Source organism: Mesorhizobium sp. M4B.F.Ca.ET.017.02.2.1 (assembly GCF_003998955.1).
Taxonomy (GTDB): domain Bacteria; phylum Pseudomonadota; class Alphaproteobacteria; order Rhizobiales; family Rhizobiaceae; genus Mesorhizobium; species Mesorhizobium abyssinicae.
On record NZ_RZOF01000113.1, the window covers coordinates 1 to 16,391 of the forward strand.

12 protein-coding genes, 1 tRNA gene and 1 pseudogene are annotated in these 16,391 nt (G+C 64.7%); 7 read left to right on the plus strand and 7 right to left on the minus strand.

The window, feature by feature from the left end; translation table 11 throughout:
• Nucleotides 1–287: pseudogene (locus EN738_RS15715) on the minus strand (hypothetical protein); the annotation flags it as partial.
• A gap of 354 nt (nucleotides 288–641) precedes the next feature.
• Between EN738_RS15715 and EN738_RS15720 the strand changes: the two are divergent.
• The 3 genes from EN738_RS15720 (at nucleotide 642) to EN738_RS15730 (ending at nucleotide 3,713) form a co-directional block, all read left to right on the plus strand.
• A tRNA-Thr gene (locus EN738_RS15720) sits at nucleotides 642–717 on the plus strand.
• 352 nt (nucleotides 718–1,069) lie between these two features.
• Entirely contained in the window at nucleotides 1,070–2,902 is a 1,833-nt protein-coding gene (locus EN738_RS15725) for an adenylate/guanylate cyclase domain-containing protein (RefSeq protein ID WP_245494557.1), read from the plus strand.
• 364 nt (nucleotides 2,903–3,266) lie between these two features.
• Entirely contained in the window at nucleotides 3,267–3,713 is a 447-nt protein-coding gene (locus EN738_RS15730; protein ID WP_127284500.1) for a pyridoxamine 5'-phosphate oxidase family protein, read from the plus strand.
• A 37-nt stretch (nucleotides 3,714–3,750) separates the two neighbouring features.
• Here EN738_RS15730 and EN738_RS35500 read toward each other — a convergent pair whose 3' ends face one another.
• On the minus strand, nucleotides 3,751–3,912 hold the full coding sequence (locus tag EN738_RS35500) for a hypothetical protein (RefSeq protein ID WP_187331360.1): 162 nt from the start codon (nucleotides 3,910–3,912) through the stop codon (nucleotides 3,751–3,753).
• 302 nt (nucleotides 3,913–4,214) lie between these two features.
• Here EN738_RS35500 and EN738_RS15735 point away from each other — a divergent pair, with 302 nt between their 5' ends.
• A complete protein-coding gene (locus tag EN738_RS15735) occupies nucleotides 4,215–5,174 on the plus strand; it encodes a phosphatase PAP2 family protein (protein WP_189340510.1) in 960 nt (319 codons plus the stop codon).
• Nucleotides 5,175–5,291: 117 nt separating this feature from the next.
• Here EN738_RS15735 and EN738_RS15740 read toward each other — a convergent pair whose 3' ends face one another.
• The 5 genes from EN738_RS15740 to EN738_RS15760 form a co-directional block, all read right to left on the minus strand.
• Entirely contained in the window at nucleotides 5,292–6,863 is a 1,572-nt protein-coding gene (locus EN738_RS15740; RefSeq protein WP_127284492.1) for an indolepyruvate oxidoreductase subunit beta family protein, read from the minus strand.
• A complete protein-coding gene (locus EN738_RS15745; protein WP_127284493.1) occupies nucleotides 6,856–9,009 on the minus strand; it encodes an indolepyruvate ferredoxin oxidoreductase subunit alpha in 2,154 nt (717 codons plus the stop codon). Before EN738_RS15745 ends, EN738_RS15740 begins: the two co-directional genes overlap by 8 nt.
• A 44-nt stretch (nucleotides 9,010–9,053) precedes the next feature.
• Nucleotides 9,054–9,536 (minus strand): MarR family transcriptional regulator, encoded by a 483-nt coding sequence (locus EN738_RS15750; RefSeq protein ID WP_127284494.1) that lies wholly within the window; start codon nucleotides 9,534–9,536, stop codon nucleotides 9,054–9,056.
• Nucleotides 9,536–11,107 carry an NAD(P)/FAD-dependent oxidoreductase gene (locus tag EN738_RS15755; protein ID WP_127284495.1) on the minus strand — a complete coding sequence of 524 codons (1,572 nt, stop codon included), beginning with the start codon at nucleotides 11,105–11,107 and terminating at the stop codon, nucleotides 9,536–9,538. The genes EN738_RS15750 and EN738_RS15755 overlap by 1 nt, the downstream gene beginning before the upstream one ends.
• Before the next feature lie 313 nt (nucleotides 11,108–11,420).
• Entirely contained in the window at nucleotides 11,421–12,212 is a 792-nt protein-coding gene (locus EN738_RS15760) for a cyclase family protein (protein WP_127284496.1), read from the minus strand.
• Between the two features lie 118 nt (nucleotides 12,213–12,330).
• Here EN738_RS15760 and EN738_RS15765 point away from each other — a divergent pair, with 118 nt between their 5' ends.
• The 3 genes from EN738_RS15765 to EN738_RS15775 all read left to right on the plus strand — a co-directional run.
• Nucleotides 12,331–13,905, plus strand: coding sequence for an NAD(P)/FAD-dependent oxidoreductase (locus EN738_RS15765; protein ID WP_127284497.1), 1,575 nt, complete (start codon nucleotides 12,331–12,333; stop codon nucleotides 13,903–13,905).
• 112 nt (nucleotides 13,906–14,017) lie between these two features.
• Nucleotides 14,018–15,544, plus strand: coding sequence for an ABC transporter substrate-binding protein (locus EN738_RS15770; protein WP_127284498.1), 1,527 nt, complete (start codon nucleotides 14,018–14,020; stop codon nucleotides 15,542–15,544).
• A 70-nt stretch (nucleotides 15,545–15,614) separates the two neighbouring features.
• A partial coding sequence (locus tag EN738_RS15775) for an ABC transporter permease (protein ID WP_145966855.1) occupies nucleotides 15,615–16,391 on the plus strand: 777 nt, incomplete at its 3' end.

A 16,391-nucleotide genomic window follows, 5' to 3' on the forward strand; every position in this document is an offset into this window, starting at 1 on the left:
GTCTCGGCCGACACGGCGATTTCAGGGGCAACCGCCGCCGCCGTGTCACTCTCGTCCAGCGCGGCGACATCGGGGACCGCCGGCAGGAACTCCGATTCGATCTCGGCGATCTTGGCCTGCACCGCCTTGCGGCGCTTGATGGCCATTTCCACGGTCACGTTCGGATTGGCCTGCAGCACGCGGTCGAGCGCGGCAAAGGCCGAGCGATAGACCCGCTCGCGAAAGAGGCGGTCCTCGGCATTGCCCTTCTCGAAGGCGTTGCGGATCGCTTTTTCGATCGCGTCCAAGCCAAATCCCTCTGCACATTCCTGCCATGATCGTTAGCGGCAGGCGGCCAATCAATCAACGGGCCGGCGGCCGCATTCTGCGCGGCGCAACCGGACAAACCGGATTTCGGCGGTTTTTTTCAAGGAAATCAACCTATTTCGCCGAGACTGTCCCGCACCAGCCGCCAGGCGCCGTGCTTCGGACCGGCGTCGCATTGCTCCTGCGGCTGCTTTGAGGCAGGCCCGGAGCCGGCGCGAATTGCCAGTTCCGGCCCGAATTCGCGGTTGCTTATTTGAATTCGCCGCAAGCCATCTTGAATTCGCAGCGGGTTGAGTCTATCACGCAGCCCATCTTGGAGGCCTAGCGCTTCCCGGGCCGCTTTAGCTCAGTTGGTAGAGCACATCATTCGTAATGATGGGGTCGCGTGTTCGAGTCACGCAAGCGGCACCAGTTCCTCTGCTCGAAATGCTTTATTTCCAAGAGGATACACTGGAGCTGGGTGGCATTCCAACCACCCGAAAATCCACCTCGGATGACTTCGTTGGCAGGTCGGGTCGTGTCTCCATTTTGAAATCTGGCCGCTGTCGTCGCCAGCTTTCCCAGCCATCCGGTGCAGACGCTGCTGAGGGTTTGAGCGATCTCTGGCATCGATGGCCGATACAAAAGCACCGCCACGGTGGCGTCAGCCGGTTACACAGAGCGGGAAATATCTCCGGCCTTCTGGGCGTGGTGCGTCAGCGTCCCAGGAATAGGCAAGGTCAAGCTGCGTTCCGCATCGGCGAAGGGCGGAGGACTGGGAGAGATGAGCACCATGCGCGCGGCGCGTCTGGAAGTCGGCAGGACATGGACGGGGGGCGGTCCGCGTGCGGACGCCTGGCCGACGGGTGCAACGACCACGCAGCGTCACCTCGCGGCGATCCTGGCTTGCGACGTGGTCGGCTATTCGCGCCTGACGGAACGCGACGAGCGCGGCACGCTCGAACGGCTGAAGATCTACCGCAAGGATCTCCTCGAACCACTGGTCTCCGAGCACCGGGGGCGGATCGTCAAGCGCACCGGCGACGGCATGCTGTGCGAGTTCGCCAGCGTCGTCAATGCAGTGAACGCGGCGATCGCGATCCAGCAGGCCGTGGCGGACCGCGAGGCGGAGACGGCCGAGGACGAGCGGATTCATTTGCGCATCGGCGTCAATCTCGGCGACGTGGTCTGCGAGGAGGACGGCGACCTCTACGGCGACGGGGTCAACATCGCCGCCCGCCTCGAAGGCATCGCCGATCCCGGCACCGTGGTCGTCTCGGGCACCGCCTACGACCACCTTCAGGGCAAGCTCGACTGCGGCTTCACGCCGCTCGGCGAGCTGCGTCTGAAGAACATCGAGCGGCCCGTGCGCGCCTACCGCGTCGAGACTGACGCCAGCGCCGCGGTGGCTGCACCGCCTCCCTTGCCCGAGAGACCCTCGATCGCGGTCCTGCCTTTCACCAACATGAGCGGCGACCCCGACCAGGAATACTTCGCCGACGGGCTGGTTGAGGACATCATCACCGGATTGAGCCGGGTGAACTCCTTCTTCGTGATCGCCCGCAACTCGTCCTTCACCTACAAGGGCCGGGCGGTGGACCTGCGCCAGGTCGGGCGCGAGCTGGGCGTCCGCTACGTGCTCGAGGGCAGCATCCGCAGAGCAGGATCGCGGGTGCGCATCAGTGGGCAGTTGGTGGACGCGATCAGCGGACACCATATCTGGACCGACCGTTTCGAGGGCGACCTGAGCGACATCTTCGACCTGCAGGACAAGGTGACCGAGAGCGTCGTCGGCGCTGTCGAGCCGAGCATCCGGCTGGAAGAGATCAAGCAGGCGCGCATGAAGCCGACCGACTACATAAGCGCCTACGACCTCTACCTTCGCGCGCTGCCGCGCTTCTACAGCATGACGCGCGAAGGCTTTGCCGACGTGCGCCGGCTCACCAACGAGGCGCTCAGCATCGACCCCGGCTTCAACCTGGCGAAGGGACTCGGCGCCTATATCCGCAGTCTGTCCGTGAGCCAGTGCTGGCATGAGCCGGACGATACCCGCGTCGCCGCGCGCATGGCGCGCGAGGTACTGGCGGAAGCGCGCGACGACCCCACGAGCCTGCGCTTCGCCGCGCAGGTGATCGCCTACAGCGCGAAAGAGTACGAGATGGCGCTGCGCACGATCGAACGATCCCTGCTGCTCAACCCCAATTCGGCGCAGGGCCATACGGGCTGCGGCTGGGTGAACGCGCATTCCAGCCGCCCGCTCGTCGCGATCGAGCACTTTCACAGGGCCATGCGGCTGAGCCCGGTCGATCCCGAGAAGGGCATCGCGCTCTCCGGCATCGGCATGAGCTACCTGATGCTCGAGCGCTACGAGGAAGCGCTGGCATGGGGAGAACGCGCGCTGCACGAGATGCCGAACTACGGCTCGTCGCACCGGGTGGTTATCATGGCGCTGGTCAAACTGAACCGGCTTCACGAGGCGCAGGCGGCGGCGCGGCGGCTGATGGAGGCTTTCCCGACATACACGCTCACCCTGCAGAGGCAGATCAACCCGTGGCTGGACAAGGTGTTCGCCGAGCGTTACGTCGAGGCGCTGAGCATCGCCGGCGTGCCGGAGTGATCGTCGCGGCTGCAAGGATGCGCTCTCCCGCGCGTCACGCCCGCAAGTCAGACAGCGTGCCGCAGGTCCGGGTCCTTGTCGAAAAGGTCTCGGGACGCGAGGCAAACGCATAGGTGTGGATCGCCGGCCCGAGCGATCCAGTTTTTCGCGCCTGACCCCGCGATCATCACCGAAGCGGCAGTCGAAACGCCCGCGCCGTTTCCAACGCGGGTGCTGCCGATCGGTGCGGTTTGGCACGGCATTCGCCCCATAACGAATTTGATCCATAGCAGTGAGCGAGGACGTATCCTGCGCTAATATCGGCAAGAACCGATCGGCAGAAATTCGCGAGGCCGAAGCCGGCTGGAAAAGGGAGGTCACACAGATGATGATCCGCACGCTCTCCACCCTGGAATGCACGAAAATGCTGGCGGCCAACCGCACCGGGCATTTGGCCTGCGCGAAGGACGGACAACCCTATGTCGTGCCCTTCAACTACGCCTATGCCGACAACCACCTCTACGCCTTCTCCCTGTTGGGCAAGAAGGTCGACTGGATGCGGGAGAATCCCCTGGTGTGCGCCCAGGTGCAGGAACACACGCAGGGGCGCGGCTGGAAAAGCGTGATCGTCGAGGGCCGCTATGAGGAACTGCCGGACCGGATCGGCCACAAGGTTCAACGCGACCATGCCTGGGCAGTGCTGAGCAAGCACGCGGGCTGGTGGGAGCCCGGCGCGCTCAAGCCTGTCACGCCTCCTCTTTCAGATAGCCTGCCGCATGTCTTTTTCCGGATCCTCGTCGAGCAGGTCTCGGGACGGGAGGCAACTGAATAGCCAGCGTCCACGGCAGCAACCGGAGCATCTCCGGAGCCTATCCGCCCAGCGTCGCCACCGTCTTCAGCGCGCCATCCAGCATGTCGCCCTTCTCGTCCTTCAGCGCGGCTTCGCGCAGGCGGCGGATCCAGTCGGCGGCATCGCCGCGAGGCCTAGCGCTTCCCGGGCCGCTAATGATGAGGTCGCGTGTTCGAGGCACGCAAGCGGCACCAGTTTCCCCTCCAATCGCAATTGTACCACCGCGGCGCGTCAAGCCGTATTTGGCGACGTCAGTGTTATGAAAGTCTTGGCCCGCTCGCAGCGGTCAATGCCAGAATCCACCCGACCGCATGTCGACTACAAATCTTCATCTTCGCAAACATCCGTTGGCATATTAGTATCGAATATTAGACTACTCTAATTTAGCTGCAGATACTTCAAGTTACTAGTTTCAAACAACTACAACTTCTGCGTTCAATGTTAATTATTGTCTTTCATGGTGACATCCATATGGAGTCACACATGAGCGACATCTCGGCATCAAGGTACATTCTGAGCGGATTGACGGCTTTTTCCTATGCCGTCGTCTATTCACTCGCGTCAGTGCTCGGCCTGAAAGTCGAAAACGTTCTGGGCGTCCCTGAAGCTCTTTTGCTCGTTGCGGCCATCGTGGCGAGTGCCAGCCTTCTGAACAGGGCACCTCTGTTCAGGGCCGCACTGGAAAATTTTCTTTACGGGACGCTGCTCGTTTTCCCGATCACAATCGCGGTCTATCTCGCCGCACGCTCGAACGTGCCTTGGGCCGACGAAGAGCTGCGGCAGATGGATCAGGCGCTGGGCATCAACTGGCCAGCCTTGATCGCTTTCGTGGACAGCCGAAAAAATCTCTCATTCGTCCTGAACATCGCCTACAGAAGCTTCCATTTCCAGCTCCTGATTCTGCCCTTTATGTTGGCATCGACCGGGCATGTCCTGCGGTCGTATCAGATGACAATTGCGTATGCCGTCATCTGCTTCGTTTCCTGCGTCATTTCTATCTGGTACCCAGCGCTAGGCACCTACAGTGTCTACCATATGGACCCCAGCAATCTAAAATACATCGACGGAAAGCTGGCGACCGTCTTCCTTGATGAACTGATTGGGATCCATTCAAATTCCAACTTTGTTTTCGATTTTGGGCGAGCCGAAGGGATTATGACTTTCCCTTCCGTCCACGCCGCCATTGCGGCCCTCTGTGCATGGGCCGCGTGGGATGCGAAATGGCTCCGCTACCCCATGCTCCTCCTGAACATACTGATGGCAGCTTCCGCCGCCATCGTATCGAACCACTACGTGGTGGACGTCATCGCCGGCATAGGGGTCGCCGGGTTTTGTATTTCAGCGGTGTCGTTCGTTACCCGACCGAGGCGTTCGGCAATTGGCTCGCGCCCGCAAGGCCTCAACGCTCTACCCGTTCCGTCAATCTCCGACATATCTGCGTGATCTCGGCCCCGGCCATCTCCCAAAGTGCCAAGAACCGTTCCTTGGAACCCGCATTGCCGTCTTGGCGAGCCGCAATCCACGATTTCCAAAGGCGCGGCTGCAGCCTTGCTGTCCCCCCTATCCCAGCGTCGCGACCGTCTTCAGCGCGCCATCCAGCATGTCGCCCTTCTCGTCCTTCAGCGCCGCCTCGCGCAGGCGGCGGGTCCAGTCGGCGGCATCGTCGCGGCCCTTCAGCATGGGGAGCGCCGAAAGCACGCGGTCGAATTTCGACTGGGCGCGGGCGTGGGTGTCGCTGTAGCCCTTGATCAGCCGGCGGCAGTTCAGGATTTCCGTGCCAAGCGCGTAATCTTCGCGGGCGTGGGCGAGCGCCAGTTCGTACCAGCGTTCCAGATGCTCGACCTCGACTTTGTGGCGCAGCAGGCTGCGGCGCCAGCGGCGCAGGCCGCCAATGACCCACAGCATGGCGAAGCCGGTGAAACTGTCGGTGCGGATGTGGCGGCCGCGATTGATGCGGCGGTCGAGGAAAGCGGCAAGTTTCGGCCTGTCCTCGATATAGCTGCCCAGCCCGGCTGGCAGCGTACCGCAGTATTCCTCGATGCGCGGATGGAAGTACTCGGTCACCTGCAGGACCGTTCCGTCCTTGACGCCGACCTCCTTGCGCACGCGTCTGTCGCGGGTCGAGCGAGTCTTGAGGTCGGCGACGCGGATCATGTCGTCGTAGCACATGGCGTTGGCCAGATGTTTCGCCGCGGCGATCGACAGCGCATAGGCGTGCTCCGGGCCATCTAGCGCGACGGCCTTGTCCAGCCGGTCGAGATATTCGCCGCCATAGGTGATGTCCTGGTAGTCGACGACCTTCTTCAGGCCGCGTTCGGCCATGTCGCGCATCGGCTCTGGCAAGGCACCGACGCGGGCGGCAAGTTCCTGCCAGCCCTTCAGCAAGGTTTCGGGGCCGCTGACCTTCGCCATTGACCTGGCTTCAGGAGCGGCAGGCTTCGTCGCCGTCTTCTCGTCCGACGGTGCAGCCGCGATGCCGCGCGCGCGATCGTAAGCGGCGGCGAAGGCGGCGAGGCTGGCCTTGACGCCGCGGCCGCCGGCGCCGATCGCCTGCTCGTAGTTCTCGCGCGCAAAGGGCAGCGCATCGGAACCGGCCAGCGCGCCGAGCAGGCTGGCCGAGATCATGGTGCCATTCTCGGCGGCGACCTTTTCCATGTCGAAGGCGATGAACCGCCTGGCCGCGGCTTGCGCCGTCGCGTGCACCTTCTCCGACGAGGCGCGGCCGTCGCCCGGCTCGATCTTTTCCGACACCGCTGCGATGCGGTGCGAGGAGGCGATCAGCGTTGTGCGCTCGGGCGTCACGAATCCCCTGATGATGGCGCGGCCGGCTTCCATCAGCTCGGCGGCGATCAATATGTCGACGTCGCCCTGCGAGGGCGACAGCGCGAAGACCGGCAGCCGGCCGGTGTCGCGGGCCATCTCGATGTAATAGATCGTCGCGCCGGTGCGCTGGGCGACGCCTGCCACCGAGGTCGACTGGGCGATGTAGCCGCTGCGCTCGGCGACGTCGGTGATCCAGTCGGCGAGCACGCCGCCGCCCTGGCCGCCGACGGCGAGCACGGCGAGCTTTATCACCCGCTCGTCGTCAGAGGCGCCCGCCTTCGGGTGCAGCGCTGCGTTGTGATCAAGCATCGGCAAACACCAGCCGGCGGCTTTCGCGGCGGCGCTGCAGACGCCCGATCACCGCACGCCGCGCGCTTTCGAGGAAACGGTCCCAGCGGCCGGGATTGTGGACGACATCGGCGCGGTAGAAGGACGGGCAGAGCACGGCGGCGTCCGCCACCTCGCCGCAATTGCCGCAGCCGACGCAATTCTGGTCGATCGATGCCACCGGATCGTCGCGCAGCGGATCGTCGAGCGACTTGACCGACAGCGAGGGGCAGCCCGAGAGCCGCATGCAGGCGTGGTCGCCGGTGCAGATGTCCTCGTCGACGCCGAACTTCGGCTTGACGATGCGCTCGCCGCCCTTGATCGCCTTGTCGACCAGCGGCTTCTCGCGGCGCTGGCGGTTCAACATGCATTCGGACGACGCGACGATGACCTTGGGGCCCTTCTCCTCGGTCGTCAGCGCCTCGCGCAGCGTCGCCTGCATCTTGCCGACGTCATAGGTGCGGTCGATGTGGCGCAGCCACTTCACGCCCATGCCCTTCACCGCTTCGGTAATCGGATGCTTTGTCGATTTGGTGCGGTTCGAGGCGCGCGAGGACAGGATGTCCTGCCCGCCGGTGGCGGCCGAGTAGAAATTGTCGACGATGACGATGACGCCGTCGTTCTTGTTGAACACCGCATTGCCGATCGAGGAGGTCAGGCCGTTGTGCCAGAAGCCGCCGTCGCCGACGAAGGAGATCGAGCGGCGTTTTGCATCAGGCGAATTGAACGCCGAAGCCGAGGCCGGCCCCAGCCCGTAACCCATGGTGGTGGCGCCAAGCTCGAAGGGCGGCATGATCGAGAACAGATGGCAGCCGATGTCGGAGGCGATGTGGTGCTTGCCGAGCTCCTGCTCGACCAGCTTGGTCGCGGCGAAGATCGGCCGTTCCGGGCAGCCGATGCAGAAGCCAGGCGGGCGGCCGGGGACGACGTTGATCAGGTCGGCGGTGTCGACGCCTTCGCCCGATTTGTTCGGCGCCCTCACCTCGCCCGGCAGCAGATGCGGAGCATGCGCCCGCAGGAAGGAGCCGATGCCGTCGAGCATGACCTGGCCGGTATATTCGCCGGCCATCGGCAAATGCTCCTTGCCGACCAGCCTGGTGCCGCGGCCGGCCTTGTGCAGCATGGCGGCAAAAGCCTGTTCGATGTAGTTGGGCTGGCCTTCCTCGACGACCAGCACCGCTTGCTTGCCCTCGCAGAAAGCGAGGAACTCGTCGTCGACCAGCGGATAGACGGCGTTCAGCACATAGAGCGACACGTCGGTGTCACCATAGGTGTCGGCGAGGCCGAGCCGCTGCAGCGCGCGGATGACCGAATTGTACATGCCGCCCTGCATGACGATGCCGACGGAGCCATGATCGGAGCCGAAGATCTCGTTGATCTTGCGGCTCCTGATAAAATCGACCGCCGCCGGCCAGCGCTTCGCCACCTTCTCCTTCTCATGCAGGAAGGAGGCGGGCGGCAGCACGATGCGGCCGGTGTCGCGGCGCGGCGCTTCCAGCGCATCGGCCACCGACATTGGCGGCCGCTTGTTGTCCTTGGCGACAAAATGGCCGTGGACGTGGCAGCAGCGGATGCGCACCTGCAGCATGACCGGCGTGTTGGAGGCTTCCGACAGCTCGAAGCCGTCCTCGACCGCCTTGACGATCGAGGGCAGGTTCGGGCGCGGATCGAGCAGCCAGACCTGGCTCTTCATGGCGAAGGCGTGGCTGCGCTCCTGCATGATGGAGGAGCCCTCGCCATAGTCCTCGCCGACGATGATCAGCGCGCCGCCGGTGACGCCGCCGGACGCCAGATTGGCCAGCGCATCGGAAGCGACATTGGTGCCGACCGTCGACTTGAAGGTGGCGGCACCGCGGATCGGGTAATGCACGGAGGCGGCAAGCATCGCGGTGGCGGTGGCTTCCGAGGCACTCGCCTCGAAATGCACGCCGAGTTCTCCGAGAATGTCCTGCGCGTCGGCGAGCACGTCCATCAAATGGCTGATCGGCGCGCCCTGATAGCCGCCGACATAGCCCACGCCGCATTGCAGCAGCGCCTTGGTGATGGCGAGAATGCCTTCGCCGGCGAACTCCTGGCCGGCGCCGAGGCGGAGCTTCTCGACTTCCTTGGCAAAAGACCGTTCGGCCATGGTGGCCTCCTTCCGTTGCCGCCGGCATCCGGCGGCGCGTACGTCTAGATGTCGTGCTTGCGGATGTTCTTGAGCATCTTCTGCAATATGGCGATCAGGGCCGCGTATTCGGCGTCGTCGACGCCGTCGAACATGGCCTCGAAGGCATCGTGCATGGCCGGCCAGGCGCGCGTGAACAGCGCCCGGCCGTCATCGGTCAGGAACACATGGCGGAAGCGGCTGTCGGAGACACCTTGCTCGCGGCGCACGAGACCCTGGCCCTCAAGCGTGTCGAGCGTCCGGCTCAAGGTCGACTGCTCGATCACCGTGTAGACCGAGAGGTCATTGACGGTGACGCCGTCGGTCACCGACAGCACGGCCAGCGTGCGGACCTGCGGAATGGTCAGGCCCTGCTTGCGGAAATCCTCGCGCAGCGTGGCGTTGTAGCGGCCCATGATGCGGTTCATCAGGTAGGGCGCGAATTGCTGCAGGCCGATCTCGCCCAGGGTCGAGATGCGCTGGCGCTTCTGCTGGACCTTCTCCTCCATCACAGCCTCCCCGCCAGCAGGTAGCCGGAGCCGCCGCCAAGCCCGGCGCCCGGATGGGTCGAGGCGCCGATGTGGTAGAGGTTCTTGATGCCGGTCGCATGGTTGCGGCTTGCCTTGAACGGCCGCCACAGGAAGGCCTGGTCGATGGTCGACGAGCCGCCATAGGGATCGCCGCCGACCAGGTTGATGTTCATCGCTTCGAGGTCGGCCGGCGAATAGGCACGACGCGCGATCACACTGCCGCTGAAGCCGTCGATGTGGTTGGCGAGGATCGCTTCGACGCGGTCGGCATAGGCCTCGCGCAACTCGGCGGTCCATTGCCCGTCCGCCGGAGCCGCGAGCTTGCCGGCGGCATCGCCCTTGATGTGTCTGGGCGACTCGGGCAGCTGCAGCCAGAGGATCGCCTTGCCCTGCGGGCAGCGCGACGGGTCGAGCGCGTGCGGCTGGCCGACGCAGATGGTCGGCACTTCCGGAAGCAGGCCGCGCAGCGCTTCGTTGCAGGCTTTGGAGACGCCGTCGAGGCCGGGCGTCAGATGCAGCAACGCCACCTTGTCCAGCCCCTCGCCGCGCCAGGCCGGCGGTTTGCTCAAGGCATAGTGGATCTGGAAGTTGCCCTTGCCGTAGCGATAATTCCGCGTCGCTTCGACAGCCGCTTCCGGCGCATCCCTGCCGAGCAGGCGGCCATAAAGCTGGGTCGGCGTGACCGAGCAGATGACGCTCTTTTTCGCGTGCACTGTTTCGCCAGAGGCCAGCCGCACACCGGTAGCGCGGCCGCCTTCGAGGATGATGGAGGCGACGTCCGCGTCGGTGGAGATCACGCCGCCGCGCTCCTTGATCAGCGCCTCGAAGGCGGCAAGCAGGTTTTTCGCCCCGCCCTTGACGATCGGCGCGCCGGCAGCCTCCAGCGCAAACGCAATAACCTTGGCGATCTGCCCGGAAAAGGCGTCTTCCGGCCCGAGGCCGGCATGCAGCACCCAGGGCGCCCAGAGCGCACGGATCGTCTCGGATGTGTAGGCCGTCTCCAGCCAGCCGCGCGCCGGCGCCAGCGCCTCGCCGAGGAAGGCGGCAAGGTTGCGCGGCCCGCGCCGCCAGGCCTCGCCGGTAAGCAGCTTCGTCGTCGGATAGGACCACAAGGCGCCGCCGAGCAGGCCGAACAGCAGGCCTGCATTGCGCTCGACGCCGCCGACATCGTTGCCGTGGCGGTCGCCGTCGCCCGAGGCGATCTTGTTGAGCGCCGCGATGTTGGCGGCGCGGTCGGTGCTGAGCACGGCATGGCTGCCGTCGGGCCTCAGCACGCCGGTCGGGGTCGCGGTGTGGCAAAACTCCAGCCCATGCCGCGCCAGATCCTTGCCAAGTGCTGCAAAGGCCGGCGAGGTGATGAACAGCACAAAGGTCGTCGCCATCACGTCATGGACGAAGCCGGGCGCGGTGATCTCCTCGGTGCGCATGCAGCCGCCGATGCGGTCGTTGCGCTCCAGCACGAGCACCTTCGCCCCCTTGCCGCCCAGCATCGCCGCGCAGACGAGGGCGTTGATGCCGCTGCCGACGATGATGTGGTCGGGGGCGTTCATTGGGGGGTGCTCCCGGGTGCTGGCAGTTGAAGGTCAATCGCGCAAAGCCGCTTTCCTTCGCGCCCCCCTCTGCCCTGCCGGGCATCTCCCCCACAAGAGGGGAGATCAGCTTGCATCGCGGCTTTCGCCAATTGTCCTCGTTGCAGGGTTGAGCGGGGCGCCGAAACTGCCAATCTCCCCCCAAGTGGGGGATATGTCCGGCAGGACAGAGCGGCGCGCCGCAGAGCGCTGACGCTCCAAGACGGCCGTCTCGACTTCATCATCACGACATCGCCTGCGAGCATGATCTTCTCCCGAAGACCGCCACCTCGCCCTATTTGCCCGGCACCAGCGCCAGGGCGCGGATCGGGCTGCCGGTGCCATGCTCGATCTTGAGCGGCGCGGCGATCAGGATCGCGCCTTTCGGCGGCAGCTGGTCGAGGTTGCAGAGGCTGGCCAGACCATAGCGATTGGCCTTGTGCATCAGTGTGTGCGCCGGGAACGGCGGCTCCATGCCGCCGGCCTTGCCGGCATCGGTGCCTATCGTCTCCGAGCCCCAGCCCTTGATGTCCTTGCTTATCAGGAACTGGATGGCTTCCGCCGTCGGGCCGGGCGTGTGCGGGCCGGTCTCGTTGGCGTTGAGGAACTCGGCCTCCGAGCCGTTGCGCTTGTACCAGTCGGTGCGCATCACCACCCACTCGCCGGGATTGATGGCGCCATGCTTGGCTTCCCAGGCCTTGATGTGGTCGACGGTGAGAAGGAAATCGTGGTCGGCGGCTGATTCCTTCGAGCAGTCGATGACATTGACCGGGCCGACGAAATTCTGCGCCGGAATGGTGTCGGTGGCGCCGTCCGGGTAGTCCTTCCCGGTGATCCAGTGCTGCGGCGCATCGAAATGCGTGCCCGAATGCTCGCCGAGCTTCAGCCAGTTCCAGGCCCACCACGGCCCGTTCTTGTCATATTTGGAGATGGCGTGGATCTCGACCTTCGGCGTGTCGACGGCGAGCTCCGGCGGCAGCTTGATCAGCGGCGTGTTCGGCCCGAGCGGCGCCGACAGGTCGACCACGCGGATGGCGCCCGAAAGCAGCTGGCCGGCGACCTCGCCGAGGAGATTTTGCGTGTCCATGGTCTCAGTTCCCTCTTGTCGATGAAGATCGAGGCTCGTTGCGGCCCTTAATATCCTACTAGACGAAAACATATGCATCTGCAATTATCTTTAAGCATAAAGCATTTTGGGGCGAGGCGTGAGCGAGTTCGACGCCATCATTGTCGGGGCGGGCCACAACAGTCTGGCATGCGCCGCGCATCTGGCGCGCAAAGGCTGGAAAACAGCCGTTTTTGAACGCAGTGCAGCAATCGGCGGCGCGGTGCAGACCCGCGAATTCACCTTGCCCGGCTTCCGCCACGATTTCGGCGCGATGAATCTGAGCCTGTTCGCGGGCTCGGCCTTCCACCGGAAATATGCAAATGAATTGAAAAACCACGGGCTGGAATTCGCTCCGGTGGCGGACTGTTTCGCCAGCGCCTTCCCGGACGGCAAATGGTTCGGCGTCAGCAACGACCTGGAGAAGACCGCCGCGCGGCTGGCCGCCTTCTCCGCAGAGGACGCCGATACTTGGCGGCGTCTTGTCGACGCCTTTCCGGGCGAAGCCGAGCATCTGTTCCGGCTGCTGGGCTCGCCGATGAGCGCCCGCGCGCTGGCCGGCACGGCCTGGAAGCTCTGGCGCAAGAAGGGCATCGCCGGCGCGCTCGACACCGGCCGGCTGCTGCTCTCCTCGCCGCGCGCGTGGCTGGAAGAAAACTTCGAGACGCCGCATGTGCGCGCGACGCTCGCCGCCTGGGGCATGCATCTCGACTTCGCGCCCGACATCGCCGGCGGCGCCGTGTTCCCCTATCTGGAATCGATGGCCAACCAGAGTTTCGGCATGGTGCTGGGCAAAGGCGGCGCCGACAGCATGATCCGCGCGCTTGCCGGCATGGTGACGGCGGCTGGCGGCAAGATCGCAACCGGCGCCGAGGTCGCCGAGATCACGGTCGCGGGCGGCCGGGCGACCGGCGTGCGGCTCGCGTCCGGGGATTTCCACGTCGCCAGCAAGGCAGTGATTGCCGGCGTCGCGCCGAAGGCGCTGCCGGGCAAGCTTCTGCCCGACGGTTCGGGCGATGCCGGCTTCGACGCGGCGATGAAGAAATTCCGTTACGCGCCAGGCACGATGATGATCCACCTGGCGGTGGACGACCTGCCCGACTGGAGCGCCGGGGCCGAGCTTCGCCAGTTCGCCTATGTGCATCTTTCGCCCTCGCTCGACGCCATGTCGCGCACCTACCAGCAGGCGACAGCGGGCATGCTGCCGGACCAGCCGGTGCTGGTTGTCGGTCAGCCGACGGCCGTCGATCCGTCCCGCGCGCCCGCAGGCAAGCATGTGCTGTGGGTGCAGGTGCGCATGCTGCCGGCCGAAATCCTCGGCGACGCGGCCGGCAGGATCGAGCCTGGTCCGTGGGAAGCGATCAAGGACGCCTATGCCGAGCGCGTGCTCGAGATCATCGAGAGTTACGCGCCGGGCCTGCGCCAAAAAATCCTCGGCCAAGCCGTCTTCTCGCCGCTCGATCTCGAGCGCGAGAATCCGAACCTCGTCGGCGGCGACCAGGTCTGCGGCAGCCATCATCTGGCGCAGAATTTTCTTTTCCGCCCGGCCCGTGGCTACGCCGGCTGGAACACGCCGGTCTCAAACCTCTACCTCACCGGCGCCGCGACATGGCCCGGCGCCGGCACCGGCGCCGCCTCGGGCTTCATGCTCGCTGAACAGCTGGGCGGGAGGTAGGAGCGACGATCTTTCCGGGATGCAGGGGGCAAGGCGCGGTTGCCCAAGGAGCCTGAACCCAACGATCGAATGAGAATGCCGCGCAAAGAAGCACAACCACAGGGGAACGACCATGACCATCAACAGACGTGACTTGCTCGGATACGGCGCGGCGGCGATCGGCGCGACCGCGCTCGGCCTGCCGAAGGCAGCCAAGGCGGCGGGAGAACTGACCATCGCCTATAACGTCAATTTGCCGTCCTGGGACCCGACGACCGGGCCTTCCGCCGTCAACCCGACGATCCAGGGTCTCTACCAGTCGGTGTTCGACCAGTTCATCCCGCAGAAGCCGGACCTTTCCTTCACGCCCGGCCTGCTCACCGAATGGGGCTGGAACGAGGACCGCACCAAGGTGACGATGACGGTGCGCGAGGGGGTGAAGTGGCATGACGGCTCGCCGTTCACGCCCGAGGACGTGGTCTGGTCGCTGCAGCGGGCCGGCGACGAGAAGACCGGCAACCCGATCCAGTTCGTGTGGAAGAACGTCAACAACTTCAAGATCGACGGCAACAAGATCACCGGCGACGTCGTGCAGTTCGACCCGGTCTATTTCAAATGGATGTCGTTCCTGACCGGCTACATCATGCCGAAGGCCTATTACGAGAAGGTCGGCGCCGAGGGCTTCGAGAAGGCGCCGATCGGCACCGGCCCGTACATGGTCGACAAGTTCGAGCGCAACGCCTTCCTGCGGCTAAAGGCCAATCCGAACTACTGGGGCGCCAAGCCGGCCTTCGAGAACGTGACGATCAAGTTCGTCACCGACGCGGCGAGCCGCGTCGCCGAGATCGAGTCCGGCTCCTCGCAGGTGACGCTCGAGATCCCCTATGAGGAATATGACCGGCTGATCACTAAGGACGGGCTCGCGGGCTCGATCAAGAACGTCTCCGACATCGGCATGATCTTCTTCAACGACATCGAGGCGATGCTGGACAAGAACGTCCGCCAGGCGGCGGTGATGGCGGTGGACAAGGAGCTGCTGGTCAAGCGGCTGCTGCGCGGCTACGGCCAGCCGATCGCCACGCTGGAGACGCCGGAATACACGGCCTTCGATGCTTCGATCAAGGTCGAGCACAATCCGGAAAAGGCGAAAGAACTGCTCGCCGCTTCCGGCTTTTCGCCGGACAAGCCGGTCAAGTTCACGATCCAGACGACCAAGGGCTTCAAGCCCAAGGATTATGAGATGATCCAGGCCATCGTCGGCATGTGGCGCAAGGTCGGCATCGAGGCGACGATCGAGGTCTACGAGATCGCCAAGCACTATGAGCTGCGCGCCGCCGACAAGCTGGCGCCGGCGGCCTTCTACAACTGGGGCAACGCGATCGGCGATCCGACGACGTCGACCGGCTTTGCCATGTACGGCCCGAGCCCGCATTCGGTCTGGGACAGCAAGGACCTGATCGACATGATCAACCCGCTCTGGGGCGAGAAGGACGAGGCCAAGCGTATCGCCGGCTGGAAGGCGGTCGACAAATACATCGCCGAGCAGGCCTATGTGCTGCCGCTGATCCAGTATGCGCAGCCGATCGTGCACGCCAAGGGTGTCAATGTGGTGCAGCATGTGTCGGGTGCCTTGCTGCCGGCGCTGATGACCCCGGCCTGATCATCGGCCTTGGATTGCCGCGCGCCGTCGCGAAGACGGCGCGCATTTTTTCATCCGGGCATACAGGCTGATGCTGCTGCAAAGATTCCTCGTTCGTCTGCTGACCATGCTGGTCACGCTGTTCGGCGTGGCTGTGGTCGTCTTCGTCGTCATCCGGGTGGCGCCCGGTGACCCGATCGCGATGATGTTGCCGCCCGGCGCCAGCGATGAGGACATCGCGCGGCTGCGGGCGCTCTACGGGCTCGACAAGACCATCGTGCAGCAGTTCTTCATCTGGCTCGGCGGCGTCCTGCGCGGCGATTTCGGCACCTCGATATCGCTGCGGCAGGATGTGCTGGGGCTGGTCTTCGACAGGCTGCCGGCGACGCTGGAGCTTGCGACCGTGGCGCTTCTGATGGCGGTGGCGATCGGCGGCACGGCGGCGATCCTCGGGGCGCGCGAGCGCGGCACGGCGGTCGAGGCCGGCATCGACATCGCCAGCGGCACGGCGCTCTCCATCCCCGATTTCCTGTGGGGACTGGTGCTGATCCTGCTGTTCGGCGTCCTTGTCCCGGTCTTCGACATTTCCGGGCGGGTGTCGCCGCAGCTCGACCTGCCCTTCGTCACCCAGTTCTATCTCGTCGAGAGCCTGCTTCGGCTCCGCTTCGATCTCACCTGGGACCTGCTCAAGCACATGCTGATGCCGGCCGTGGCGCTGGCGCTGCCGCTGGCCGCGATCATCGCGCAATTGCTGAAACAGTCGCTGAAGGAAGTACTCGACCTCGACTATGTCGTGCTGGCGCGCGTGAAGGGCTTTTCGGAGACGCAGGTCATCCTGCGCGAAGCGCTGAAAAACGCTGCGCTGCCG